Below are 24,592 nucleotides of genomic sequence, written 5' to 3'. Positions count from 1 at the left end.
TTGAGGCAATTTCGGGGGAAGGCGCACACTACTGGCTCGAATGCCAGGAAGCGTCGAACCCTTCGGTAGCCCACGAGCGATTGCCGGTGTGAGATGAAAGCTACGACTGATTCACAACAGAACGCCGTGGTGCGCAGGCGAGCCATCGGCGTGGCGCTCGGACTGGGCGTCACCGCAGCAATTGTTCTGGGTGCTGCCTCCGGTGCTGCTGCAGTAGTTGGCGCGGGCACGGCCGGGCTGCTTCCCGGAGGAACACAGGATGTGTTCGATCAGGTTGTCTCCAACACCGACGATGCTGACGTTAACGACGCCACGGACGCCGAAGCCGAGGACACGGCGAAACCGAAGGACAAGACCGAAGTCAAGGCCAAGGCCAAGGCCAAGGGCAAGGACAAGACCAAGGTCAAGGACAAGACCAAGGACACGACCAAGGCTGAGGACGACGCCGAGGAAAATTCCGAGGACGACGGCCAGGTCAAGGGCAAGGGCAATGGCGTCGGCGACGGCATGGGCAACCTCGGCCAGAACAACGGTGTCGGTAATTCGGGCCAGGACAACGGTTTCGGAAACCTCAATCACAACAAGGTGAAAGACAAAAGCAACGGCAAGTCGAGCGCCAAGAACGACTAACTCTGCGGGATCAGGATGCCGCGGCTCGCTCCATCGCGCGCCGAACGGCCGCGACCGAGGTCGCTACGTCTGCGGCATCCGTTGACCAGTTGCTGACCGAGATGCGCAAGACGTCACGGTCGGCCCAGCGGGAGCCGGACATCCACACCTCGCCATCGGCGATGAGTGCCTGCGTAACCGCCCGGGTGCGTTCGTCGCTGCCGAAGGACAGGCACACCTGGGTGAAGACGACGTCGTTGAGAACCTCGACGTCGTCGAGCTCGCTCAACGCCAGCGCAAGCGCGCGAGCGTTCTCGGCGAGCCCTTCCACCAACTCCGTCACACCGGTTCGCCCGAGTGACCGGATGGCCGCCCACACGGGGATCCCGCGGCCGCGGCGTGACATCTCGGGTACCAGCTCGAACGGGTCGGGCGGGCCGTCATCGGACTGGATCAGGTAGCTCGTGTGAGCGCCGAACGCGGTGCGCACAGCGTTGTGGTCAGCGACGATCGCGACGCCGCAGTCGTAGGGAACGTTCAGGGTCTTGTGCGCATCGGTCGCCCACGAGTCGGCACCGGCGAGTCCCTCGAGTTCGGCGGCCCAGCGCGGACTGGCCGCCGCCCACAGGCCGAATGCGCCATCCACGTGCACCCAGGCACTGTTTTCGTGAGCGATGTCGACGCATTCGCCGATGGGGTCAAACGCGCCGGAGTGCAGGTTGCCGGCCTGGAGAGCGACCATCACGGGGCCGTCGATCTCGGCGAGCGCGAGGGCCAGCTGATCCGGGCGGATGCGACCCTGCGCATCTGACTCGACGAGCTGCGGCATGCCGAGCCCGAGGTAGCGCAGCGCCAGTTCCACCGAGGCGTGCACCTCGGCGCCGGCGAGCACGGTGATCGTGGGGGCACCCTGCAGGCCGCGAGTGTTCACGTCCCAGCCGACCTTGTGCAGCACATCGCCGCGACCCGCACCCAGGCCGATCATGTTCGCGGTGGTGCCTCCGGTCGCAAACCCGACGGCTGCCGTGGGCGGCAGGTGCAGAAGATCGAGGAGCCAGGCCCCGGCCGCCTCCTCGATCGCGGCGGCCGCGGGGGTGGCGTAGCGCAGCCCCGAGTTCTGGTCCCAGGCGCTGACCATCCAGTCCGCGGCAAGCGCGGCCGGCAGGGTGCCGCCCATCACCCAGCCGAAGAACTTGCCGGAGGGGATGGCCATGAGCCCAGGCTCGGCCTTCCGAACCAGCTCATCGATGACCTCGGCGGCATCCGTCGGTCCGTCGGGGAGCGCCATGCCGAAATCGAGTTCGTCAGCCGTTGCCGAGGGCCTGACCGGGCGGGTGGGAACCGAATCCAGCCACTCGAGAGCGTGACTGTGTGCGCGGTCGAGGGCTTTTCGGTATTCGTCTGGCTCGAAAGACATGCCCCACGGTAGCCCCGTCGCGGGGGAGTGGCAATGTCGCAGGAGTACGCTCTCGGCATGACGGTCACCTTCAGCTCCGAGGTCTGGCGTTGGCAGGCGCGGCGCGACGACTGGTTTTTCGTCACGCTTCCCGCAGAATTCGCCGAGCCGATCCGGGAGGTCCCCAGAAAGTCGCGAGGCTTTCGTTCCGTGCCGGTTCGGGCCACCATCGGCGCGACTACCTGGACGACCTCCATCTTTCCCGCCGAGAAGTTGGAGGGCTATTCACTCCCGGTCAAGAAGAGTGTGCGCGCCGCGGAAGGCATTGAACTCGGCGACGTGGTCGAGGTCACAGTGGAATTGATCTAGTAATCGTCTGACGGCATGACGATCCACAGCACGACGTAGACAGCGACGGGTAGCCCGCCGAGCAGTACGCCAAGCACGGTGACCACCCGCACAGTCGCTGGGGTGACGTCAAATCTTCGCGCGACCCCAGCACACACTCCAGCGATGACACGGCCATTTCTCGGTCTGCTTAACATGGCACCAGTGTGCACCGTCCGACCGGGTTACTGCGTGACGCTGACCATCCATTCGATGCCGAACTGGTCTGTGCACATGCCGAAGAGGTCGCCCCACGGCGCCATCTCGAAGGGCATGACGACCGTGCCGCCGCTGGAGAGCTTCTCCCAGTAGCCGCGCAGTTCGGCCTCATCCTGGCCCGTCACCGACACGGAGATTCTGGCGCCGGGTTTGAATTCCATCGAATTGGGGGTGTCTGAGGCCATCAGCGTCATGCCACCGGGCGTGGTCAACTGCGCGTGCATGATCTTGGTGCTTTCGGATGGATCATCGCTGGCATTCAGATCGGCGAAGGTCGTGTAGTCAACGTCGCCACCGAAGACCGTTTGGTAAAAGTCCATTGCGGTTCGAGCGTCATCGCGAAAACCAAGGTATGGGTTCAGTTTGGTAGTCATGTAAGCACTGTACACATGGCGCGTGTGGAGGGGAAGGCTGGCCGTAGGGTGGAGGCATGGGCGAACTCGTAGTTGAAGTGCACGTTCCGTTGACCAAATCCACGGAGATCGAGGAAGGCGAATACGCCTTCCCCTGGATCGACGATGTCTCAGAGTTCGTGGCCGACCTCGACGAGTCGCCCAAATATGAGGGCGCCGAGCTGCACGACGACCCGGAAGAGTGGGAAGGTCACTACCTCTTTTTCCTCAGTGGCGCACCGGAAGAGGCGCTACTCAGGGCGGCGAACGATATCGGCCAGCTGCCCGGCGTGCCGGTGGGCGCCTTCGCCATGGTCACGGACTCCGACGCGGCGACCTACGGTGAAGGAACCAGGGTCGAATTGGGCTGACCGGTCGGCATCCGGCTAGGCCGGCCAGACGCCGATGATGATGGCCATCACGACGATGGTGACGAACTCGTGCGCGACGTTCAGCACGGTGAGTCCGGTCGGACGACCGTCGAATGCGTCATGGGTGATGAACCTGGCTGCGGTGAATCCGCCCCAGAGCACGATTCCGGTGACCAGTGCGTTGACGAAGAAGCTTCCGCCGTAGAAGTCGAATGAGATGAATGCGGCTCCGGCGAGAACCCACGCGGTAATAAACGAAACGATCACCGTCACCACGATCGGACGGATGGCGTCTTTCGAGTTGCCAGAGGGTGTGATGTTTGCTGCCTTCATCCAGTAGTTGCCGAAGACCCTCGGCGTGTACCAGACCGTGCCGACCAACATGCTCGACAGGGTGGCGAGGATAACTGCGATGTAGTTGATTTCGGGAGTCATGGGTCACAACATACTCTCAGGCTCGCGGGTCAACCCTTTGTGCAGAGGCGGATCTTTCGATTGGTGGTTCCGTTGTCGAGCTCGACCAGTTTCTCCAGAGACTGCGCGAAGTCGGTGAATGTTTTGAACCCGAGGGCTCGTTCTTGGAAGGTGGGGTCCAGGCGCAGCATCTGGCTCTTGACTCCAGCGCTGGACTGCCACTCATCGTCGGTCTTCTCCTGCCCGAGCTGCAGGGCGCGCACGAGAAGGTCGGCCGCGACATCCTTTTCGCTGCGGGGCTTGGATGATCTGCGGGTCTTGGGCTGGGTTGGCTCCGTCGACGTGGCAGGGGCGGGAACCGTGACGCCGGGCAGGCCGTCGTAGTCTTTGAACTCGTTGCAGGCGTAGGCGAGCGCCTTGCTGGTCGACCCGGCAACGCCGATGCCGACCACGTATCGGTTCAGCTGTTTGCTGCGCTGGGCGAGGGCGATGTAGTCCGAGTCGCCCGCAACGATCACCACGTGGGTGAGGTGCGGCAACCTGAAGAGGTCTTCGGCGACATCCAGTGCCAGTCGGATGTCTGCACCATTCTTGCCAGAAGCAACGGTCGGGAAAAGCTGGATGAGGTCGACGGCACGCTCGATGAGCTGGCGGCTGTAGTCGGCGTTGACCGGCACCGACCAGTCTGCGTATGCCCTGCTGACCGCGATGGTTCCGAACGATGAGGCGTAATCGAGAACGGCGCCGAGGTCGACCTTGGCCTCGTCGAGCAGCGTGGCAGTTGCCGGATCTTTCGGGTCGAGGTCTTTGACCTTCTGCACCCTGTTTCCGCGGCCGTGCAGCTGGTTGTAGCGCGAGATGACGATGTTGTCGAAATCGATGTAGACGGCAACGCGGGAATCTGTCGGTTCAGCCATGGGGCCAGTCTTGCGCGCCTTACCTTTGAAGGCAATGTGAGGTTGGCCGTCGCCGTCAGTCAAGGCCTTCACGCCGCGTAAGTCGCGCGCCTAGAGTCGCTGCATGACAAATCCTGGCGGGGCGATCGTGCTGGTGGTCGGAGCGACGGGCGGGCTCGGTTCGCTCATCTCTGAGCAACTCGAGCAGGCGGGGGCAACAGTGCTCCGTTCCGGGCGCACAACTAAGACCCTTGCTGCGGACCTGCGCGCCGGTGACGCTGCCGCCCAACTCATCGAGGCCGCCGTCGCCGTGCACGGCAGGCTCGATGGCCTGGTCATTGCCGCCGGGGTGGTCGCCTTCGGGCCTGCAACCGAGCTGTCGGATGCCACGCTGCGCGAACTGTTCGACGTGAACGCTCTCGCCCCCGTGCGCCTGATCCGGGCGGCAGCGCCCCATCTGACGGCATCGGCACAGTCGGGCGGCGAGCCATTCGTGGTGACGTTGAGCGGCGTGGTTTCCGAGACTCCTACCGCTGGCCTCGCGGCGTATTCGGCGTCGAAGGCGGCCCTGGCGGCGTTCATGCAGGCGACCTCGCGCGAGCTGCGCCGCGCATCCATCCGGCTCATCGATGCGCGGCCGGGCCACACAGACACGGCGCTGTCGACGCACCCGATTCAGGGTGCGGCCCCTGCTTTCCCCGCGGGATTGGCCCCTGAAGCGGTGGCCGCCCGAATCGTGAGGGCGATCATCGACGGGGAAAAAGACCTGCCTAGCGGCGCGTTTTAGAGGGTTTTTTGGGCCGGACCTCGGCCACTGCATCCTGCTTGTTCCACACCTTGATGATCGCCCAGGCGACGGCCGCAATCGGAACTGACAGTACGGCCCCGACGATGCCGCCGACGATCGTGCCAGCCGCCAGCGCGAGCAGGATGACCAAGGGGTGCAGCTTGAGCGATTGCGCCATGACGACGGGCTGGAGAAAGTTGCCCTCGAGCTGGTTCACCACGACCACGATGATGACGACGATCAGGGCGGTGATGGGTCCGCTGGCCACGAGCGCGATGAGCGCTGCGAGTGCCCCGGCGACGGTGGCTCCCACGATCGGGATGAAGGCGAAGAGGAAGACGATGACCGCCAGCGGAAGGGCGAGCGGAACCTGAAGGATGGCGAGTCCGATGCCGATGGCCGCGGCATCCACGAATGCCACGACGGCGGTTCCCCGGATGTACCCACCGAGGGTTTGAACCGCAGTGTTGCCGATGCGACGGCCGCGTGCCAGCTGGTGGCCGGAGAACGGGCGAAGGAAGAATTCCCAGATCGCACCCCCGTCTTTCAGGAAGAAAAAGAGGATCACGATCATCAGAACGGTCCCGGCGATGAGTTCGCCAGCGACAGACACCCCGGCGACGGCGCCGGAACCGAATTGGGCGCTGGTGACGAAATCAACGATGCTGTCGCGCGCGGAGTCGATTTGCGCCTGATCGATGGGGATCGGCCCGTTCTCGATGAAGTCCTGGATCGTGTCGACACCTTCGGACGCCGATTCGGCGAGGGTGTCCCACTGGTCCTGCACTGCAAAGACGATGAGCGTGATGATCCCGCCGAAGACGACGATTGCGGCCACGAGGGTGATCCAGGTCGACACCATCGCCGAAATCCCGCGCTTGCGCATCACCGTGAGCAACGGGCTGGCGGCCGCCGCGAGGATCAGCGCGATCAGCAGTGGGATGACGACCAGTTTCAGCTGCACGAGCACGTACACCGCGGCGATCGCCAGGATGACGATGACGATCACCTGAGCGCTGCGAACGCTCAGCGCCCCGAGACGGTCGGTCATCATGGCGCGCAGCGTGGGCCGGGAGCTGAGGTCGTCCTGCACAGGTCTCGTTGTCTTAAACACCTCACCACTCTAATTGGGCTGCTCGGCGAGAAACTCGATCGCCGCGGCGCGGAATTCGCGCGAGGTCGGGGCGTTGAAGTGGTTGCGGCCGGGGATCTCGAAGAACGTGCCGTGGGGTGACGCGGCGCTCAACGCGCGGGACTTCTCGACGATGCGATCGTCGCTCCCCGTGGCGAAAAGTAGCTGCTGACTGGGGGCATTGCCCACATTCGGCTGTTCCCCGTCGCGCATCCCCTCGACGAGAGCGAGCAGAGCTGACAGGTCGTTGTTCGGGATGCCGGCGGCCATCTGCACGTACGTCGCCGTGAGCCGGTCATCCGGAGCTTCGCCGTTGGCGATGAACTCTCGCGCCTGGTCCACCCGAAAGCGCGTGAGAGGGTCGCCATCGGGGATGCCGCCGAGCACCGCCGCAGTGATGCGGTCGGGGTACTCGCGTGCCGCCTTCCACCCGACCCGAGCACCGAGGGAGTAGCCGGCGAACTGAACCTCGCCCAGCAGGAAGGCGTCGAGCACGGTCAGCACATCCTCGGCGAGGATCTGCATGCTGTACCGGCGGGGATCGTGCGGCTTGTCGCTCGCGCCGTGACCGCGCTGGTCGATGGCGATCACGTGCCGTCCGGCGCGGAGGAGGTCGCGCACCCACCCGGTGAGGTGCCAGTTCCCGAGCGCGCTCGAAGCGAATCCGTGCACCAGAAGCACCGTGGATGCGTCGGGGTCGCCGAATTCGTATGTAGCGATGGCAACACCGTCGGCTGCCATCACGCGCCGGGGTTCAGGGGCAGCAGAGTTGTGCATCCCGCCATTCTGGCAGCGCGAGGGTGCGCGATTTTCGCATGTCAGTTCAGACTGATGTCAGTGTGAACTGACATCGCTAAATCGCGGAGGCCCAGGCCGCAGCGGCGGAGACCCGGCCGGGCTGACGGGCGAGCCGCTGCCCGCACAAAGCTCCCGGCTAGGCTCGGTCCATGAGCGATCCGCTGGCTGTGTTTCAACGCCTGGCACTGATGGTCAACAAGAAGCCCTCCCGGGCCTCGGCCGTCCTGCTCCCAGTGCTGGTTGTCGCCCTCGCGACCGGCTGCGCGGGCTCGCCGGTAGACGATGCGACCGCGCAGCCTCCATCGAGCTCATCCTCGAACGCGACAGACAGCTCTTCCTTCCCTGACATCGTGTCGGTCGAGGTCACGAACACCGGCGGTGACTCATTCGATTTCGCGGTCACCGTCAGCTCCCCGTACGACACCCCCGATCGCTACGCCGATGGATGGCGCATCCTGACACCGGACGGGGATCTGCTCGGCGAGCACGAGCTGACCCACGACCATGCGAGCGAGCAGCCGTTCACCCGAAGCCAGACCGGCGTCGAGATCCCGGCAGGCATCACGGAGGTGGTTGTCGAAGGTCGGGACCAGGCCAACGGCTACGGCGGCCAGACGCAGACTGTGGCGTTGCCCGGTCGTTGATCCGCGCGACGCCGAAACCTCAGGAGATGTAGCGCTTCAGGTGCTGGGCAGTGAGGGTGTCTGCGGTCGAGACGAGATCAGCAGGCGTGCCCTCAAACACAATGCTCCCGCCGTCCTGGCCGGCGCCGGGGCCGATATCGATGAGCCAGTCAGCGTGAGCCATGACCGCCTGGTGGTGTTCGATCACGATCACCGTCTTGCCAGAGTCGACGAGGCGGTCGAAGAGGGCGAGCATGTGCTCGACGTCGGCGAGATGCAGGCCGGTGGTGGGCTCATCCAGCACATAGATCCCGCCTTTGTCGGCCATGCTGATGGCGAGCTTGAGCCGCTGGCGCTCGCCGCCAGAGAGGGTCGTCAGAGGCTGCCCCAGCGAAAGGTAGCCGAGCCCGACATCCACCATCCGATCCAGGATCGCGTGTGCCGGCCCCGACCCGAAGAAGTCGCAGGCTTCGAGCGCCGACATTGCGAGCACCTCGGCGATATTCTTGCCATCGAGGGTGTATTCGAGCACCGAGGCTTGGAATCTTTTGCCTTCGCACACCTCGCAGACCGTCGAGACGCCCGCCATTATGGCCAGATCCGAGTAGATCACCCCGTTCCCGTTGCAGTTGGGGCACGCGCCCTCGGAGTTGGCGCTGAACAGCGCGGCCTTGACGCCGTTGGCTTTCGCGAACGCCGAGCGAATCGGGTCGAGAAGCCCGGTGTAGGTCGCCGGGTTGCTGCGGCGCGACCCTCTGATCGGCGCCTGGTCGACCCTGACGACGTTGCTGCCCTTCGGGATGGAACCATGGATGAGCGAGCTCTTGCCCGAGCCTGCGACGCCCGTCACCACGGTCAGGATGCCCAACGGGATGTCGACATCGACATTTTTCAGGTTGTGGCGCGTGGCGCCCCGGATCTCCAGTGCACCGTCCCCGGTTCGGGGCGAAGGGCGGAGCGCCGCCCTGTCATTGAAGTGGCGACCGGTCAGGGTATCGCTCGACCGGAGATCGGCGACGCTGCCCTCGAACTGGACGGTTCCGCCATCGACGCCCGCCCGAGGTCCCAGGTCGACGACATGGTCGGCGATCGCGATCGTCTCGGGCTTGTGCTCAACGACAAGCACCGTGTTTCCCTTGTCTCTGAGGCGCAGCAGCAACTCGTTCATGCGCTGGATGTCGTGGGGATGCAGCCCGATCGTCGGCTCGTCGAAGACGTAGGTGACATCGGTGAGGGCAGACCCCAGATGGCGGATCATCTTGGTCCGTTGTGCCTCACCGCCGGACAGAGTGCCAGCCGGTCGATCGAGTGACAGGTATCCCAACCCGATGTGCACGAACGAATCGAGGGTCTCCTGAAGGGTCGCCAGCAGCGGGGCCATCGAAGGCTCATCGAGCGTTCGCACCCATTCGGCGAGATCACTGATCTGCATCGAGCAGGCGTCGGCGATGTTCACCCCCTCGATGCGAGACGACCGGGCTCCCTCGTTGAGCCTGGTACCGCCACAGTCTGGGCAATCGTTGAAGGTCACGGCCCGATCGATGAAGGCGCGGATGTGCGGTTGCACCGAGTCCTTGTCTTTCGACAGGATGCTCTTCTGCACTTTCGGCACCAGGCCCTCGAAGGTGAGGTTCATGCTGTTGACGGCGACCTTCACCGGCTCCTTGTAGAGGAAGTCCTGGCGTTGTTGCTTCGTGAAGGCGCGGATGGGGACATCGCCCGGCACGAATCCAGATTCGGTGAAGATGCGCACCATCCAGCCGTCGGCGGTGTAGCCGGGGATCGTGATCGCACCATCATTCAGCGACTTAGTTTCGTCGAAGAGTTCGCCGAGGTCGATGTCCGTAACATGACCGAGCCCCTCGCACCGCGGGCACATTCCGCCGGTGACAGAGAAATCCTGGCGCACTGCCTTGGCCGGACTGGATGCACGCTCCACCGTGAGAGCGCCGGCGCCGTGGGCCGAGGCAACGTTGAAGGAGAAGGCCTGGGGTGAGCCGATGTGTGGTTCACCGATTCTGCTGAACAAAATGCGCAGCATCGCGTTCGCGTCGGTCGCCGTGCCGACCGTGGAGCGGGAGTTGGCACCCATCCTCTCCTGGTCGACGATGATGGCGGTGGTGAGTCCGCTGAGCCGATCGACCTCCGGCCGGCCGAGGTTCGGCATGAAGCCCTGCACGAAGGTGCTGTAGGTCTCGTTGATGAGGCGTTGGGATTCTGCGGCGATAGTGCCGAAAACGAGCGAGGATTTCCCCGAGCCTGACACTCCTGTGAAGACGGTCAGTCGACGTTTTGGGATGTCGAGAGAGACGTCTCGAAGGTTGTTCTCCCGAGCGCCACGCACCCTGATCAGGTCGTGGGCGTCGGCCGCGGGCAAGTCGTTGTTCACGGCGTCAACTTTGGCACATCGCACCGATATTCACCACGGGGGCAGGCGTTGAGCCGTGGCGCTCCGAACCACCCTGGTACCCACGCACGCCGCGATGTGGGGCAGAATGCGATTGATGACTGTTTTCGATTCCAGACCCTGGCTCGCGTCGTACGCCGAGGGGGTTCCTGCTGCAATAGACCCGCCCACACAAACGCTCACAGAGATGCTCGACGTTGCGGTCCGTCGTCACCGCCGACGGGTGGCGCTGGAATTCTTCGGCGCAGAGACGACGTACGCGGAACTCGGTGATCAGGTCGCGAGGGCAGCAAATGCGCTCCGCAAGCTCGGCGTTCGTCGCGGAGACAGGGTCGCGATCGTGCTGCCCAACTGCCCCCAACACGTCGTGGCCTTCTACGCGATCCTGCGCATCGGTGCCATCGCCATCGAGCACAACCCGCTGTACACCGAGCGTGAGTTGCGCCACCAATTCGAGGATCACGGCGCGACGGTCGCCATCGTCTGGGACAAGATCGCAGCGACGGTGGTCGGGTTCCCGGCCGACGTCGGCGTCGCCACCGTGATTTCCGTCGACATCACCCGCGCGATGCCGCTGCGCATCCGGGCAGCGTTGCGTTTACCGGTGAAGAAGGCGCGTGAGTCCCGCGCCGCGCTGACGCTGGGCCGGGCGGTCACCGGCGCTGTCGCGTGGAGCACCCTCATCGATGCTGCGCGCATCAACCGCAGGGTGGCCGGCCCCGAGCTCGGCGACATCGCCGTGCTCCAGTACACGAGCGGAACCACGGGCTCGCCCAAGGGCGCCATCCTGACCCATTCGAACCTGCGCGCAAACGCCTCGCAGGGTGAGGCCTGGGTTCCCGGGCTCCGCCCAGGCAACGAGGTGTTCTACGGGGTGCTTCCGATGTTCCACGCCTACGGACTGACGCTCTGCCTGACCTTCGCTATGAGCATGGGCGCTCGACTGGTGCTGTTCCCGAAGTTCGACGAGAAGCTGGTGCTCGATGCCATGCGCTCGACGCCAGCCACGTTCCTCCCTGCGGTGCCGCCGATCTACGACAGGCTGGTCACGGCGGCCGAGAAGAAGGGCGTCAGTCTCAGCGGCATTCGCTTCGCCATTTCGGGGGCCATGAATCTGCCGATCGACACGGTCGCCCGCTGGGAAAAGACCACGGGCGGCCTGCTCGTGGAGGGCTACGGCATGACCGAGACCTCGCCCGTCGCCCTGGGCAACCCCATCGGCCCCTCGCGTCGGCCGGGCACAGTGGGTGTGCCGTTTCCGAGCACCGAGATTCGTGTGGTTGACCCTGACGACCCGAGCGTCGACAGGGGAGTGGGCGACGAGGGCGAACTGCTGATCCGTGGCCCGCAGGTGTTCAGCGGCTACTGGAATCGCCCGAGTGAGACAGCCGAGACGCTGCTGCCGGGAGGCTGGCTTCGCACCGGCGACATCGTGACGGTGTCGGCGGACGGTTTCGTCACGATCATCGACCGCATCAAGGAGTTGATCATCACCGGCGGTTTTAACGTGGCTCCGAGCGAGGTCGAGGCTGTTCTTCTGACTCATCCCTCCATTGCCGACGTGGCCGTGGTGGGGCTGCCGAGCAAGACGGGGGGCGAGGATGTCACGGCCGCCGTCGTGCTCGCCGATGGAGAGTCCTTCGATGCCGACGCCGTGCGCGCCTGGGCGAAGGAGCGGCTCGCCGCATACAAGGTGCCCCGTCGGATCGAGGTCGTCGAGGAGTTGCCGCGCAACATCGTGGGCAAGGTGCTTCGACGCGTGGTGCGCAAGAACTTACTCGACCACTGAGACGCTCCGTGGCACGCTGGTGGCATGAGCACCAACAAGACGACAGCGACCACAGTGAACGTTGACGACTTCATCGCGGCGGTGGCGGATCCGCGCCGGCGCGAGGAGGCCACCGTGCTGAGAGCGCTCATGGAACGGGTGAGCGGGGAGCCCGCGACGATGTGGGGCCCGACGATGGTCGGGTTCGGAAGCATGCACTACACATCCGCGAGCGGGAGGGAGGGCGACTGGTTTGTCGTCGGCTTCTCGCCACGCAAACCGGCTCTGAGCCTCTACGGCCTGTGGAGTGAGTACGCGCCTGAGCAGTATCCGCTCGTGCAACAGCTCGGTCCGCACACGACCGGCAAGGGATGCCTGTACGTGAAACGGCTGTCTGACGTCGACCTCGATGTGCTCGAGAAGATGGTGGAGCAGGCCGTGTCAACGACGCCCTGAGCTACCAGCCCGCGGTTCCCGCGCCGCCCTTGAACGGCCCGACGACCCGGCTCGTGATCCAGCCGCCGTAGAAGTCCCCGGCCTGCGCCTGGACGGTCTCTCCGGCAACCACACAGGAGTCCATGGCCGACGGATACACGGCAACCTTGTCCACGAGGGCTTCGAAACCTGGGGTGGGAGTCGGGTAGTACCACGCGGCCCGCTCTGCCGTGGCATCCGGTGACACCACAGAGAGGTATTTCGCGGCACCCTTGAATTCGCAGAAGCTGCTGCCGGCAGCCGCGACGAGGCTGCCGTCGACGAACGCGGAGCGCGGCAGGTAGTAGACCGGTGGATGACTCGTCTCAAGCACGCGCACCGAATCCGTCGTCTCGGCAATCACCCGGCCGCCGAGCGTGACCACGATTCGCTCGGTGCTGGGTTCGACGCGGGGCGGCCGCGGATAATCCCAGACCGACTCCTGCCCGGGCCCTGGCTCGATGCGGCTCAGGCCGGGACGGTTGCGCGAGTTCTCCATCGCCCGAGCATAAGCACCGAAGCTGCGAGAAAGGTGCTGCCAATGATGGCGAGCGTCAGGTTCATGAAGTACTGGGTGACGAGCAACGACGGGATGAACGCCAGCACTGCGGCGATGGCAACGACGGATGCCGGGGGAGTCTGCGTGATCTCGCGCGGAGCTTCCCAGCGGCCGACGAGGAATGACAGCGCGAAGACCGCCAGCAGCACCGCAACGAAGAGCACGGGTCGCGACCACCACCAGATGGCGCTGCCCGGGGTGGGCGCCGCCCCGGGAATGAGCAGCAACGCCCCTGAGATGATCAGGATGACCGGCAGATGCCAAAGGTAGACGGTCATCAGGCGCGACCCGACGAGAAAGACAACGGCCCTGGCAGCGTGGGTGTTCATCAACCGCGCGAGTGCGGGGCGCAACAGGCGCAGAACGCAGGCCTGTGCGATCGCGAGCGCCATGAGAGGCACGGTGGGCGGGTTGAGGTTCGTGAGCATGTCGAACGGGTACTGGCCGGTGAAGGTCATGGGCACGAGCGAGGCATAGGCGGCGACCGCGATGAGCACCAGTTGCCACCAGCGGCGGGCGGCGAACCAGCCGTCTGCGTACCAAAATCCGAGTTGCTGGGCGAAGAGCCAGACGAAGAACAGGTTCGCAAGCCCCACCTCCTGGATCCCCGTGAGATGCCGGAGGGAGTCGACGATCACCGCTCCGGCGACAAGGGCGACGAGAGTTGCTCGCGGGCGGCGGGTGTGGAATCCGACCATCGTTGGAACCATTGCCTGACAGAGCGTGTATGCGGCAAGGAACCAGAGCGGGGACGCAGCGCCCTGCACAGCGATGCTGAGGAGCTCGGGTGCCAGTGCGGCCAGAGTCGCAACCGAAATGACGACCGCGTAGAAGATGTACAGCGGAAGCGCTGGCTGGGCGAGCCGCAGCACGCGGTTCCGTACGTAGTCTGACGCGGTACCGCCCCGGCGCACCATGCTGCGCCAGGCGGTGATCGAGGCGAAACCGCCGACGACGAAGAACAGCGGCATGATCTGGCCCGCCCAGGTGGCGCCCGCAAACCAAGGCTGAATTCCAAGGGGGCTGTCGACCGGGCTTGTGGCGATCAGTTGTCCATCCTGGCCGACCCCGACGCCCACCATCATGAGGTGGATCGCGACCACCAGGAGTACGCAGAACACGCGAGCGAGATCGAGAGTCAGGTCGCGCTTCGACAGGTCGATCGAGGAGCTCCTCGAATTCGCGGTCGCTGGGGTCGAGGCTTGGTGGGCGACTTTGGTCATGGCGTCACTCTACGAGACTTCGTCAGTTCCAGATCTCCGGCGTGGCCGGGAAGATCATGAGATCCCCGAAGTCGATAGCGCCGCTAAACCTCGGCCGTTTGTATGGCAGCAGCGCCAACAGCGCACCGCCCTCGTAGTGCTCAAGGCGAACTTCCACTGCGTCGGTCTTCCGCTCGCTGAGCCGCGTATTCACGGTGAGCGCCGTACCTCGTGCGTTGGGCGCGATCGCGCGCAGTTGAGTCGTCGTCGCGTCCACGATTTGCGCTGACCCGGGGTGCTTGCCCAGACTCGTGAGGTCGAACTCCGCCTCGTGTAGCCGGCCGTCGATTCCCGCGACTATCGCAAAGGGTGCGAACTCGCTCGCGTCGGCGAGGTGTTGTTTCGCGAGTCGAATCGCGGCATCGAGCAGGCGATCGACGTCGGCTTGTGCTAGTTCCCCCAGAACGACGCGCGACGATGGCATGTGCACACCCTAGCGACCCGATTGAGTCCGCCGCTGCCGCCAAAACGGGTGTCAGGAATGCCGGTTCAGTGCACGCCGGAGGCGAGAACAGACTCGAGCAGGTCGGTGATAGCCGACCGCTCCTGCTCGCTGCTGAGAGTGGCGGCTCCGTCACCGGGCTGACTGCCATAGTCACCGAATCCGGCGTGGTTGAGCCCGTCAATCTGCACGATGGCCGCCCCCGCCGGGAGGAGCGTCGACGCGTTGTCGATCTTGACTGGCGTGCTCAGGCCGTCGGCGTTGCCGCCGATCGACAGCACCTCCAGCGTCGAGGTTGAGAGGTCGTTGGCGCAGAAACTTCCGAACAGCACCAGCCCGGCGACCTCGGCCCCGGGCGATGCGGCGAGTTGGCAGGCGCGCACCCCGCCCAAAGAGTGGCCGCCGACGAACCAGCGGGAGACGGCGGGAGCGTCATCCTCGAAGAGCGACAGTGGGCGCTGATCGAAGAACGCGAGATTGAGCGTCGGTTTGGTGATGACCACTGTCACGCCGCTCGATTCGACAATTCCTGACAACTTGTACATGTAGGCGTACGGGTCGACCTTGGCGCCGGGGATGAAGACGAGGCCGCTTCCCGATGCGGCCCCCGTGGGCTCCAGCACCACCGAATGGTCGGTCGAGGTTACAGTGATCGCCGGGTTGTCCCAGACCTTGATCGCCTGCGACCGATCGCCAGCCATGACCATGCTCGAATAGAACAGAAACGCGACGACCGCGAGCAGCACGATCACAGCAATCACGACGAAGATTCGACGTGCTCGACGCAGAACTATATTCACGCTGCTCATTCTGCCCGGTCATCCGCACGGAGTATCGTCGGCGGGATGACCGATCGCATCGACACCCTCGTAATTCTCGGCGCCCACGGTGACCTGACCTCCAGATTGTTGCTGCCGGGACTGGCCTCCCTGCTCGCCTCCACCCGAGGAGCTTCGATCAATCTCATCGGTGTCGACAGGGGTGATGTTGCTGACTCTGAGTGGCACAAGAAAGTGGATGAGGCGTTCGCCGCGACCCCGTCCGCGCTCGCAAGGGAGGTGGCCGGGAAGTCCCGCTATCTCAGGGCGGATGTAACGAATGAGGACGATCTCGCCGCGGTTCTCGCCGAGGCGCCGGGTCGGGTTGCTCTCTATTTTGCGCTTCCGCCAGCGGTGACGATCGCCGCCTGCACGGCGTTGTCGACGATGACGTTGCCCGCCGGAATATCGTTCGCCCTCGAAAAGCCGTTCGGCACCGACTTGCGCACCGCGAAGTCGCTCAACCGGCTCCTGCAGAAGATGCTTCCGGAGCACCAGGTGTTCAGGGTCGACCATTTCCTCGGCAAGTCCACGGTGCTGAACATGATTGGCGTGAGGTTCGCCAACCGGATATTCGAGCCCTTATTCTCTGCCGAGAACGTAGAAAAGGTCGAGATCGTATTCGACGAATCTCTCGCGCTCGAGAATCGCGCGGGTTACTACGACAAGGCCGGCGCGCTCGTTGACATGATCCAGAGCCACCTGCTGCTCGTGCTCGCCCTCGCAACGATGGAGCCCCCGGCCAGTCTCGACGCGGACGACCTGCGCGGTGCAATGGCCCAGGTCCTGCGGGCTACCAGCATGAAAACGAAGAATGGCACGTCGAGTCGACGGGCACGGTATGCGGCCGGCACAATTAACGGTCGCTCACTGCCGGCCTACACGGACGAGGACGGCGTTGACGCGTCGCGCAAGACCGAAACTCTCGCCGAGGTGACCCTCGAGATCGCAAACTGGCGCTGGGCTGGGGTGCCGTTCCTGTTGCGATCCGGCAAGGCGCTCGGTGATGCGAAACAGGAGGTGGTGGTCACGTTCAAGGAGGTGCCTCACCTCCCCACCGGCCTGACGCCCGCCCCGGTGCCGTCGCGGTTGCGGATGTCGATGAAGCCGGCGGCCGTCGACATCGACCTGATGATCAACGGCGAGGGCGATCCGTTCACGTTGGAGCCGAGCATCCTGCACGCCGACTTCGGTGCGGGAGATCTCAGCGCCTATGGCGAAGTGCTTGCCGGATTACTCGAATGCGACCCGACGCTGTCAGTGCGCGGTGACGTCGCCGAAGAATGCTGGAGGATTATCGCCCCAGCGCTCGCGGCATGGCGAAAGGACGCGGTGGAGCTCGAGGAGTATCCGGCGGGATCGAGTGGTCCAGGGGCCTCGTAGCCTCAGCAGCCAGCTCGGCCGGAATGTTCGTCGACGATCCCATCGAACTCACGGGCTGCTCCGAACAGCAGTCAAACCGAAAGGGACACTATGCCCGGCACAAGCGCGACAGCCGTCGCGATCACACAGGCCAACCCGAAGCAGGCCTACGAGATTTCGGGTCCGCTGGATCCGACGAAGTTTTACCCAGCGTCAGGGCTGCTCCCCGCCGTCGTGGCGGTGAAAGACCAGAGCGGCACGTGGGACACCATCGGTCGCACACGCACCCTGAAGCTTTCGGATGGCGGCCAGGTGGTCGAGACAATCACGAATACGGATTCGCCAACATACTTCGCCTACGAACTCAGCGGCTTCACGAAGCTGTTCGGGATGCTGATCTCGGGTGCCAGGGCTGAGTGGCGTTTCGAGCGCGTCGAGCTAGGAACCCGGATCAGCTGGACCTACACCTTCTTTGGGAAGCCGGGCAGGAGCTGGGTTGTCGGTCTCATCGTGAAACTGCTGTGGCGGCCCTACATGAACAAAGTGTTGCCGCCGATTGCGAGCGAAGTATCCAGGCAGTCCGCGTCATCGAGCGCGTAGCAAGGTAGTTTCGGTCGCGCGCGATCTCTCACAGCTCCACGGTGCGACTCTCCCCGACATCGGGCGCCTTCTGGGTGATCAGCCCCTTGACGACCTCGAACGCACGCGCGATGGCGGGCTTGTCGATGTCCCAGTACTCGATGCTCGTGGCATCCACCTGAAGCAGGGCGACCGTCGGGTCTTTCCGGCCCCCTTCGAACCAGGCCTCCGCCCACGGATTCCAGAACTCGTCGATCCGGGCCTGATCGCGACTCACCGTCGCGATCCCGGCGAGCGAGACGGTGCTCGGCCCGTCGGAGTACGCAACGTTGACGTGCGCGTCATGGGCAATGTCCGCCGTCTTGGGGCTCGGATCCTGGGTGAAAAACCACACGGTTCCCTCGAAATCATGGCTCAGGACGGCGAGCGGGCGACTGACCAGATCTCCGTCGGAGGTTCGGGTGGTGACGGTCGCAAATCGAGTGCCGTTAATAATGTCGTTGATCTTCTTCAGCTCGTCATCATGTGTCATGAATCCACACTGCCTCCACCGGAGGTCAGTGAACAGGGGTTGACCGGTCAGACGGCTCGGGTCTACCGCAGTGCGGTCACGCCGACCTCATCACGTTTGCCGTGAGGGCCTGCACGCGGGAGATGAGACCGTTGGTTCTCGCCGCGAGTACCTCCTCAGGTGCTGGCTGCATCGGATGCGGCGGCGGCAGAATCCGGATCAGGTGCGAACACGCCAGGTCGTCGCAGAGGTACGTTCCTATGGTGTTTCCGTCGCGGCCGGCCTGCCCGGCCAGGGGCGCTGAGAAGAGGCTGATTTCGTGGGACCGCCGCGTGATCCGGCACAGGGAGCACATTGCTGCGATGCCAGGTTGCAGGGAGAATTCTGACGCACGCAGCAGGATTCCGACCGGTCTGTCGTCGACCCAGTGCACCAAATAGGCGCGCTGATGCGCCTGCTGGTCTCGCCAGCCCAGGTATTCACGATCGGCCCAGATCACGTCGTGCAGGCCGGGCATGGGCACTCGCTCGACCTCGCCGTGGGTGGCGTTGACGAAGCTCGCGCGGATGTCTGCAGGAGTGAGTGGCTTCACCCTTCCACCCTACCTACGGCCGAAATGGAATCACGGGCAGGTGAAACCGGCCTCCACCATGTCGATCAGTCGCTGGGTGACGACGTCAGCCTGATCTCGGGGCAGCGCTCGCAGCGGACCATCGATGAGCAGCAGGGCAAAGCCGTGCACAGATGACCACGCCAGGAATTCCGCTTGTGGCCTGCGCTCGGAGGGCATGGCGCCCGATGACACGAGCAGGTCGAGGGCGGCCGTCAGCAGGGCAAGCGGGGAGCGGCCGCTTCGACCGGATTTGCTCGGGGCGCTCGAGCTCTCGAGGTCGGATGCCACAAAGAAGGCAGCGTGGAACAGGCCGGGGTTATCGAGCGCGAAGCTCACATACTCGGTGCCGACTGCCCGCAGCTGCGCCCGCGCGACAACGTCGGGGTCGCCCTCGGGGATCCTTTCGACAATCTCATCGATGCACGTCGCAAGCAGGGCAAGCGCCGCGTCGCTGACGGCGGCCAGCAATGCGTCGCGATCGGCGAAGTGTCGGTACGCGGCGTTGGGGGAGACCCCGACTCGACGGGTCGCTTCGCGAAGAACCACGGCGTCGGGGCCGCCGTCGCGCGCGAGCTCGATGCCCGCGGTCAGCAGGGCCTGCCGGAGGTCGCCATGATGATAGTTCGGGCGACCGGCGATTGCATTCGTGATGGTGAGCCTCTTTTGCTAGACGTTCCAGCAATCATATGGCAGTGTTTACGGTGTAAACATATCCACCGGCGCTGTTGGGAGAAATATCGTGTTTTCAGAGTCTCCGGCCTTCAGTGGCTTCTCCGTCGACGACATCGACGCGGCCAGAACCTTCTACCGCGACACTCTGGGGTTGACCGTCGACGACAACGCGATGGGCTTTCTCAACCTGCGGCTGGCGACTGGCGGGGTGGTCATGATCTATCCCAAAGACGACCATGTTCCAGCGACCTTCACCATCCTGAACTTCCCCGTGACCGACATCGACGCTGCCGTCGACGAATTGAACTCCCGCGGCGTCGTGACGAAGATCTATGACGATTTCACCGATGAGCGTGGCATTGCCCGGCCGACGGAGGCCAACCAGGGGCCGCTGATCTGCTGGTTCAAAGATCCGGCGGGCAACGTGCTGTCGGTGCTCGTCGCCTGAGCGCCGCCGCCCCGGCGGTGGTGGTTGAATGGACGAGTGACAGCCCTAGCCGACCTCGCGGCTGACCTTTCGAGTGCCCATTTCACCGTCGACGCGCTCGCCGACCTGTGGGGTCAGGATGCCGCTGCCGCCCTCCACCGCGGCCAGCGTGTCCCGGCGCTGAGACACATCACGTCGACCACGCCACTGTCGACGCTGGCCACGGTCTTCGTGCTCGGGTTGCCGGCTCCCGCCGCCGACGTGGAGGCGGCCCTTCCGACGCTCGGGCTGGCCGGAGCCGTTCAACTCGGTCTCGTCACGGCCGACGGTGTGCCGTTGCTTGACCTCCGCCCCTACTCCTTCGCGGACGGTCGGGGAGTGGTGAGCTGGTGGATCGCGTCCGATCTCGGTGAACTCGCCCTCGGCACCGCGATCCCTGAGAATCACGTGCTCGGGGTGGGTGGGGCATCCACCACCCTCAGCGGCCTGATGATCTCGCGGCCCGTCGATCGCGCGCTCGATCTTGGCACCGGCTGTGGGATCCAGGCGCTGCACGCCGCCCGTCACGCGACGCAGGTGATTGCGACAGACATCTCGGCGCGGGCCCTTGAGCTTGCCGCGTTCAACGCCGAGCTGAACGGCATCACCAATATCGAACTGCGCCTCGGCAGTCTCTTCGACCCCGTTCGTGGGGAAAAGTTTGGCCATGTCGTTTCGAACCCGCCCTTCGTCATCACGCCTCGCGGCCTCGACGGTGTGCCAGCGTACGAGTACCGGGACGGCGGAATGGTCGGCGATGGCATCGTGGCGTCCGTCGTCAAAGATGTCGAGTCGACGCTCATTCCCGGGGGAGTCGCGCAGCTCCTCGGCAATTGGGAGTACGGCGCGAACGACGGTCTCGCTCGGGTGGAACAGTGGGTGCGGTTCACTGGGCTCGACGCCTGGGTGATTGAACGTGAGCGACAAACGGTTGAGCGGTACGCGGAGACGTGGATCCGTGACGGTGGCACCCTTCCCGGCGCCGAATTCGACCGGCTGTACACCGCCTGGCTCGACGATTTCGAGGCGAGGGGAGTCACCGAGGTCGGCTTCGGGTACGTGACGCTTCGCCGGCCCGTGACGGGAGGGCCGACCCTGCGACGCTTTGAACGGCTCGACGGGCCGGTGTCCGATTCGCTGGGCGTGCACATCGCCGCTCTGTTTGACACGCACGACTGGGTGCAGACGCTGGATGACGCGGCCTTCGCTCGCGTCGCACTCACCGTCGCTCCCGACGTGACAGAGCAGCGGCACTACTGGCCCGGCGACGAGCACCCCACGGTGATGGACCTGCGGCAGGGCGCGGGCTTCGCCCGCACGGTTCAGCTTGGAACGGGACTCGCTGCCGTGGTCGGCGCGTGCGATGGCACGCTGCCCATCGGCGCGATCTGCGCTGCAGTGGCGGAGCTTCTGGAGGTCGACGAGGTCGAGCTCACCCAGGAGCTAATACCCCAATTGCGCGAGCTGGTGCTGACCGGGCTACTCACCCGATAATCCGCCCGTGCGGGTCGCGACCGGTGATGGCGAGAAGCCGGGCCTGAAGAGGCGCATCATCCGGGATCGGCACCGGCGACGCGAAGAGGCCGCTCGCCGCGAGAGTGTCTTTCTGGGGCTCGAATACGGTCCAGACGGCATCCACCAACTCGGAGTCCAACTGTTCGTCGGCGCCGATCGCCCGAGCCAGATCCCAGGTGTGGATGGCTACGTCGGACACCTGCTCTCGAAGGTAATCCTCCATGGTGACGATGTCACGCGACAGCCGCACCATCGTCGCGCGCGGGGTCGACTCCCACGCGGTCATGGCGGCGAATGAGTAGAGCCTCCACTCGGACCGCAGGTCGTCACGCAAAGGGTCGATCTCCTTTTTCGCTGCTGCGATCGATGATCCCGCGAGGAGATGGGGAACCCACTGCTGCTCCTCGATGACATGGACCACGAGGTCGCGCACACTCCATTCGGTGTCTGGAGTCGTTGCATCCCACTCGGTGACGGCCGCAACCCGTGTCGCGAATCCACGATGAGCGCGCCTTTGCAGTTCGAGCCAATCGAATGCCATGGGTTACCTCCGGATGTTGTATCGAGCGTAACAACCGGCGGCTCGGCCCCGAGATTCCCGAACAATGCGTCGCTCCCATGATGCGTTCACTCTTCTCACACCTTCCCCGCAGGACGTCGGGTAATACTGAGCAGGTGCCTGTGAAACGGATGATGCTGCTCTGCGTCAATGTCGCGTACCTCGCACTTCTTGTGTTCGCCACCTTCATGCCGAGTTCGGCGTCGTCGCGGGACCAATGGTTCTGGCCCGTCATCGCTTTCGTGCCGGTCGGAGTGTTGCTGTTATTGATGCTCGGGCGTCGTCGTTGGTGGGCGGCTTTCGCCTTCAGCCTGCTCATGGCCGTGTGGATCGAAGCCGCGCAGTCCGTCTGGATGCCAACGGGATACGCCAAACTCAGCGACGTTGCCTGGTCCTGCATTGGCGCGATCGCAGGCATCGCGCTGGCGGCTATGCTGACCGCCCCGCGCTCGCCGCTCATGCGTACACATGAATCACACAGGGTTATCGCGCAGGCTGGTCACAGGGAAATTCCCCAGGACTGAGTGAACCCCGGCGCGACTACACCGCCGGATTGCGTTCCCTTCGAGACCGCCCCCGCACCCCACCGGGTGCTGACTACTCCGTTTCGTGCCGTTGATGCACGTGCGCGTCGCCTTGTCTGCCGCGCCGACCTCGAAAGATCAGTCGCTTTGTCACAAGAGTTCAACACGCCCATTTCGTCCCCTCGCCGCGCCGCCGCGCGCCGCCGTCCCGGCTTTCTCGGCTTTATCCGGTCGCAGCGCCGCGTGGTGCTGGTTGCTGCAGTCGCGGCAGTCGGGTTGCTCACAAGCATCCCGTCGCCCGCACCAGCGGCCTTCGCCCTGGACGTGACGCGGGCGGCCGCGCAGTCGCAATCCCTGACCACGTCACCTGCCGTCGTTGCCCCGCCGGTGCGTGATGATTTCGCCATGACCGAGTTTTCAGTCGTGCAGTGGTCTGTGCCAGCCTCGACCCCGATCAGCAGCACCTTCGGTACCAGGGAGTGCTCGGGATGCTCCACGGATCACAAGGGCACCGATTTCAATCCCGGCTCCGGCTACTCCATCGAGGCGATCGCGGCCGGAGTTGTCACCGAGGCCGGGTGGGATTCCACGGGCTACGGCAACAAGGTGGTCGTTGAGCACGTGATCGACGGGCAGGTCGTGTCGAGCCTCTACGCACACATGCTGGATTCCTCGATCACCGTCAACGTCGGTGACACCGTCGCCCGCGGCCAAAGTCTTGGGTTGGTCGGATCGACGGGGGAGTCGACAGGAGCCCACCTGCACCTCGGCATCATCGTGAATGGCACCTTCATCGACCCGTACGCCTGGCTGTCGGCTCACGTCAACGCCTAGGCATGAGCGGTGGGTCTCCGTCGATTGCAGCGGGCTGTCGGTTAGCCTCGACCGGTGAGTGACGACCGGTACGGCAATAATGTTCTCGCGGGGTTCAAGAAACAGCGGGGCCCCGCTCCTATTCCAGAACTCGCGATCGAACGCGGTCTCGTTCTGGAAGAGACCGGCACGGGCTTCGTTGGCGCGATCGTCGCCTATGCCAACGGCATGATCGAACTCGAGGATCGTGTGGGTGCTATCCGCACCTTCACACTCGGTGCCGGTTACCTCGTCGATGGCGCTCCCGTGAAGCTGGTGCGTCCTGCGCCGAAGGCTCAGCCGGCGATGCGAAGCGCATCCGGTTCGGTTGCCGTCGAGGGACATCGGGCCAAAGTTGCACTTCCGAGTCGTATTTTCGTCGAGGGTCGCCATGACGCCGAACTCGTCGAGAAGGTCTGGGGTCACGACCTCCGCATCGAGGGTGTGGTGGTGGAGTATCTCGCCGGGGTGGACGATCTCGAAGCGATTATCCGTGACTTCGCTCCGGGTCCTGGGCGCAAGGTCGGGGTGCTGGTCGACCATCTGGTCGCCGGGTCGAAAGAATCACGAATCGCGGATGCCGTCAACCGGGGCACTTCACGCGAGCACGTCCTCGTGGTCGGACATCCCTTCATCGACGTCTGGCAGGCGGTGAAACCAGCACGGCTTGGAATGAAAGCGTGGCCCGTAATCCCGCGAGGAACAGAGTGGAAGCACGGTGTGTGCGAGGCGATGGGCTGGCCGCACGCAGAGCAAGCCGACATTGCCCGCGCGTGGCAACACATCCTTTCGAGGGTGGACAGCTACGCCGATCTCGAGCCGCAGTTGCTGGGCAGGGTCGAGCAGCTCATCGACTTCGTCACGACCTGACCGCGGCCGTCGTCGAACACCCTGCGTTAGTGGCGGCGTCGGTACGCTATGCACACCATCTCGACGGCGACGTCCCACGAGAGGGATTGGCCGATCTCAACGGCCTTGAGCTGACGGTCGCCCGCCATCGCGACGTAGACGTTCTCGATACGTTCGACGAACCCCATGGTGGTGTGTTCATCGAGGACGGCATAGACATCGTCGCGTAAGAGCGCGATCGAAGGTTCCTCTTGCCTGGGGCGGGGTTGCGTTGCCGAGGCAGTACCTCGAGCGTGGGACGTTGCGTGGGGGAGTTCGCTAATCGACACTGATTCG

The 24,592-nt window shown here is 64.5% G+C and carries 31 protein-coding genes; 14 read left to right on the top strand and 17 right to left on the bottom strand.

What is annotated here, in order from left to right:
• The first annotated feature begins 93 nt into the window (after positions 1-93).
• Positions 94-630 carry a hypothetical protein gene (locus QMG83_RS10350; protein WP_283505277.1) on the top strand — a complete coding sequence of 179 codons (537 nt, stop codon included), beginning with the start codon at positions 94-96 and terminating at the stop codon, positions 628-630.
• Between the two features lie 10 nt (positions 631-640).
• On the opposite strand, the gene QMG83_RS10345 is transcribed toward QMG83_RS10350, so the two are convergent.
• Positions 641-2,026 (bottom strand): pyridoxal phosphate-dependent decarboxylase family protein, encoded by a 1,386-nt coding sequence (locus QMG83_RS10345; protein ID WP_283505276.1) that lies wholly within the window; start codon positions 2,024-2,026, stop codon positions 641-643.
• A gap of 57 nt (positions 2,027-2,083) precedes the next feature.
• Here QMG83_RS10345 and QMG83_RS10340 point away from each other — a divergent pair, with 57 nt between their 5' ends.
• The gene (locus QMG83_RS10340; protein ID WP_283505275.1) at positions 2,084-2,374 is read left to right on the top strand and encodes a DUF1905 domain-containing protein; all 291 of its coding nucleotides are present in this window, start codon (positions 2,084-2,086) and stop codon (positions 2,372-2,374) included.
• Here the strand turns inward: QMG83_RS10340 and QMG83_RS10335 are convergent.
• Positions 2,371-2,550 carry a PspC domain-containing protein gene (locus tag QMG83_RS10335; protein WP_283505274.1) on the bottom strand — a complete coding sequence of 60 codons (180 nt, stop codon included), beginning with the start codon at positions 2,548-2,550 and terminating at the stop codon, positions 2,371-2,373. The two genes, QMG83_RS10340 and QMG83_RS10335, sit on opposite strands and share 4 nt — an antisense overlap.
• A gap of 27 nt (positions 2,551-2,577) precedes the next feature.
• On the bottom strand, positions 2,578-2,985 hold the full coding sequence (locus tag QMG83_RS10330; RefSeq protein WP_283505273.1) for a VOC family protein: 408 nt from the start codon (positions 2,983-2,985) through the stop codon (positions 2,578-2,580).
• Between the two features lie 56 nt (positions 2,986-3,041).
• Between QMG83_RS10330 and QMG83_RS10325 the strand changes: the two genes are divergently transcribed.
• A complete protein-coding gene (locus tag QMG83_RS10325; protein WP_283505272.1) occupies positions 3,042-3,374 on the top strand; it encodes a hypothetical protein in 333 nt (110 codons plus the stop codon).
• A gap of 15 nt (positions 3,375-3,389) precedes the next feature.
• Here QMG83_RS10325 and QMG83_RS10320 read toward each other — a convergent pair whose 3' ends face one another.
• Positions 3,390-3,809, bottom strand: a complete 420-nt coding sequence (locus QMG83_RS10320) for a DUF1761 domain-containing protein (protein ID WP_283505271.1) — start codon at positions 3,807-3,809, stop codon at positions 3,390-3,392.
• Positions 3,810-3,838: 29 nt separating this feature from the next.
• Positions 3,839-4,705 carry an NYN domain-containing protein gene (locus QMG83_RS10315; protein WP_283505270.1) on the bottom strand — a complete coding sequence of 289 codons (867 nt, stop codon included), beginning with the start codon at positions 4,703-4,705 and terminating at the stop codon, positions 3,839-3,841.
• Between the two features lie 103 nt (positions 4,706-4,808).
• On the opposite strand from QMG83_RS10315, the gene QMG83_RS10310 reads away from it, so the two are divergent.
• Positions 4,809-5,471 carry an SDR family NAD(P)-dependent oxidoreductase gene (locus tag QMG83_RS10310; protein WP_283505269.1) on the top strand — a complete coding sequence of 221 codons (663 nt, stop codon included), beginning with the start codon at positions 4,809-4,811 and terminating at the stop codon, positions 5,469-5,471.
• Here QMG83_RS10310 and QMG83_RS10305 read toward each other — a convergent pair.
• Both QMG83_RS10305 and QMG83_RS10300 read right to left on the bottom strand, forming a co-directional pair.
• Positions 5,455-6,585, bottom strand: coding sequence for an AI-2E family transporter (locus QMG83_RS10305; protein ID WP_283505268.1), 1,131 nt, complete (start codon positions 6,583-6,585; stop codon positions 5,455-5,457). The genes QMG83_RS10310 and QMG83_RS10305 overlap by 17 nt on opposite strands.
• A gap of 9 nt (positions 6,586-6,594) precedes the next feature.
• Complete coding sequence (locus tag QMG83_RS10300; RefSeq protein ID WP_283505267.1) at positions 6,595-7,380, bottom strand: alpha/beta fold hydrolase; 786 nt, start codon at positions 7,378-7,380, stop codon at positions 6,595-6,597.
• A 170-nt stretch (positions 7,381-7,550) separates the two neighbouring features.
• Here QMG83_RS10300 and QMG83_RS10295 point away from each other — a divergent pair, with 170 nt between their 5' ends.
• Positions 7,551-8,045: a hypothetical protein gene (locus tag QMG83_RS10295; RefSeq protein WP_283505266.1), complete on the top strand. Its 495-nt coding sequence runs from the start codon at positions 7,551-7,553 to the stop codon at positions 8,043-8,045.
• A 19-nt stretch (positions 8,046-8,064) separates the two neighbouring features.
• Here the strand turns inward: QMG83_RS10295 and QMG83_RS10290 are convergent, their stop codons facing one another.
• Positions 8,065-10,413 (bottom strand): ATP-binding cassette domain-containing protein, encoded by a 2,349-nt coding sequence (locus QMG83_RS10290; protein ID WP_283505265.1) that lies wholly within the window; start codon positions 10,411-10,413, stop codon positions 8,065-8,067.
• Between the two features lie 115 nt (positions 10,414-10,528).
• On the opposite strand from QMG83_RS10290, the gene QMG83_RS10285 reads away from it, so the two are divergent.
• Together QMG83_RS10285 and QMG83_RS10280 are read left to right on the top strand one after the other, a co-directional pair.
• The gene (locus QMG83_RS10285; protein ID WP_283505264.1) at positions 10,529-12,220 is read left to right on the top strand and encodes a long-chain-fatty-acid--CoA ligase; all 1,692 of its coding nucleotides are present in this window, start codon (positions 10,529-10,531) and stop codon (positions 12,218-12,220) included.
• A 24-nt stretch (positions 12,221-12,244) separates the two neighbouring features.
• The gene (locus QMG83_RS10280) at positions 12,245-12,655 is read left to right on the top strand and encodes a DUF1801 domain-containing protein (RefSeq protein ID WP_283505263.1); all 411 of its coding nucleotides are present in this window, start codon (positions 12,245-12,247) and stop codon (positions 12,653-12,655) included.
• 1 nt (position 12,656) lies between these two features.
• Here QMG83_RS10280 and QMG83_RS10275 read toward each other — a convergent pair whose 3' ends face one another.
• The 4 genes from QMG83_RS10275 to QMG83_RS10260 all read right to left on the bottom strand — a co-directional run bounded on the left by QMG83_RS10275 (position 12,657) and on the right by QMG83_RS10260 (position 15,745).
• Positions 12,657-13,172, bottom strand: coding sequence for a DUF427 domain-containing protein (locus tag QMG83_RS10275; RefSeq protein WP_283505262.1), 516 nt, complete (start codon positions 13,170-13,172; stop codon positions 12,657-12,659).
• Positions 13,142-14,455 (bottom strand): acyltransferase family protein, encoded by a 1,314-nt coding sequence (locus QMG83_RS10270; RefSeq protein WP_283505261.1) that lies wholly within the window; start codon positions 14,453-14,455, stop codon positions 13,142-13,144. The genes QMG83_RS10275 and QMG83_RS10270 overlap by 31 nt, the downstream gene beginning before the upstream one ends.
• A gap of 22 nt (positions 14,456-14,477) precedes the next feature.
• The gene (locus QMG83_RS10265; RefSeq protein WP_283505260.1) at positions 14,478-14,918 is read right to left on the bottom strand and encodes a hypothetical protein; all 441 of its coding nucleotides are present in this window, start codon (positions 14,916-14,918) and stop codon (positions 14,478-14,480) included.
• 65 nt (positions 14,919-14,983) lie between these two features.
• Positions 14,984-15,745, bottom strand: coding sequence for an alpha/beta hydrolase (locus QMG83_RS10260; RefSeq protein WP_283505259.1), 762 nt, complete (start codon positions 15,743-15,745; stop codon positions 14,984-14,986).
• Positions 15,746-15,781: 36 nt separating this feature from the next.
• On the opposite strand from QMG83_RS10260, the gene QMG83_RS10255 reads away from it, so the two are divergent.
• Positions 15,782-17,137, top strand: coding sequence for a glucose-6-phosphate dehydrogenase (locus QMG83_RS10255; protein WP_283505258.1), 1,356 nt, complete (start codon positions 15,782-15,784; stop codon positions 17,135-17,137).
• Between the two features lie 90 nt (positions 17,138-17,227).
• The gene (locus QMG83_RS10250) at positions 17,228-17,716 is read left to right on the top strand and encodes an SRPBCC family protein (RefSeq protein ID WP_283505257.1); all 489 of its coding nucleotides are present in this window, start codon (positions 17,228-17,230) and stop codon (positions 17,714-17,716) included.
• Between the two features lie 28 nt (positions 17,717-17,744).
• On the opposite strand, the gene QMG83_RS10245 is transcribed toward QMG83_RS10250, so the two are convergent.
• From QMG83_RS10245 to QMG83_RS10235, 3 genes are all read right to left on the bottom strand, one after another.
• Positions 17,745-18,227, bottom strand: a complete 483-nt coding sequence (locus QMG83_RS10245) for a pyridoxamine 5'-phosphate oxidase family protein (RefSeq protein WP_283505256.1) — start codon at positions 18,225-18,227, stop codon at positions 17,745-17,747.
• A 76-nt stretch (positions 18,228-18,303) separates the two neighbouring features.
• Positions 18,304-18,798, bottom strand: a complete 495-nt coding sequence (locus QMG83_RS10240; protein ID WP_283505255.1) for an FBP domain-containing protein — start codon at positions 18,796-18,798, stop codon at positions 18,304-18,306.
• 30 nt (positions 18,799-18,828) lie between these two features.
• Entirely contained in the window at positions 18,829-19,365 is a 537-nt protein-coding gene (locus QMG83_RS10235; protein WP_502949025.1) for a TetR/AcrR family transcriptional regulator, read from the bottom strand.
• A 193-nt stretch (positions 19,366-19,558) separates the two neighbouring features.
• Between QMG83_RS10235 and QMG83_RS10230 the strand changes: the two genes are divergently transcribed.
• A complete protein-coding gene (locus QMG83_RS10230; protein ID WP_283505254.1) occupies positions 19,559-19,939 on the top strand; it encodes a VOC family protein in 381 nt (126 codons plus the stop codon).
• 36 nt (positions 19,940-19,975) lie between these two features.
• Positions 19,976-21,451: a DUF7059 domain-containing protein gene (locus QMG83_RS10225; RefSeq protein WP_283505253.1), complete on the top strand. Its 1,476-nt coding sequence runs from the start codon at positions 19,976-19,978 to the stop codon at positions 21,449-21,451.
• On the opposite strand, the gene QMG83_RS10220 is transcribed toward QMG83_RS10225, so the two are convergent.
• On the bottom strand, positions 21,441-22,013 hold the full coding sequence (locus QMG83_RS10220; protein ID WP_283505252.1) for a TIGR03086 family metal-binding protein: 573 nt from the start codon (positions 22,011-22,013) through the stop codon (positions 21,441-21,443). The genes QMG83_RS10225 and QMG83_RS10220 overlap by 11 nt on opposite strands.
• A gap of 134 nt (positions 22,014-22,147) precedes the next feature.
• On the opposite strand from QMG83_RS10220, the gene QMG83_RS10215 reads away from it, so the two are divergent.
• The 3 genes from QMG83_RS10215 to QMG83_RS10205 all read left to right on the top strand — a co-directional run bounded on the left by QMG83_RS10215 (position 22,148) and on the right by QMG83_RS10205 (position 24,277).
• Positions 22,148-22,555: a VanZ family protein gene (locus QMG83_RS10215; RefSeq protein ID WP_283505251.1), complete on the top strand. Its 408-nt coding sequence runs from the start codon at positions 22,148-22,150 to the stop codon at positions 22,553-22,555.
• Between the two features lie 147 nt (positions 22,556-22,702).
• Positions 22,703-23,389 carry a M23 family metallopeptidase gene (locus QMG83_RS10210; protein WP_283505250.1) on the top strand — a complete coding sequence of 229 codons (687 nt, stop codon included), beginning with the start codon at positions 22,703-22,705 and terminating at the stop codon, positions 23,387-23,389.
• Positions 23,390-23,443: 54 nt separating this feature from the next.
• Positions 23,444-24,277, top strand: coding sequence for a DUF3097 domain-containing protein (locus QMG83_RS10205; protein WP_283505249.1), 834 nt, complete (start codon positions 23,444-23,446; stop codon positions 24,275-24,277).
• A gap of 26 nt (positions 24,278-24,303) precedes the next feature.
• Here QMG83_RS10205 and QMG83_RS10200 read toward each other — a convergent pair whose 3' ends face one another.
• Positions 24,304-24,585 (bottom strand): hypothetical protein, encoded by a 282-nt coding sequence (locus tag QMG83_RS10200; protein WP_283505248.1) that lies wholly within the window; start codon positions 24,583-24,585, stop codon positions 24,304-24,306.
• Between the last annotated feature and the right edge of the window lie 7 nt (positions 24,586-24,592).

This window comes from Salinibacterium sp. G-O1 (genome assembly GCF_030063305.1).
Classification (GTDB): domain Bacteria; phylum Actinomycetota; class Actinomycetes; order Actinomycetales; family Microbacteriaceae; genus Rhodoglobus.
The sequence above is the reverse complement of the archived record's forward strand: the minus strand, read 5'-3'. Positions and strand labels throughout refer to the sequence as shown.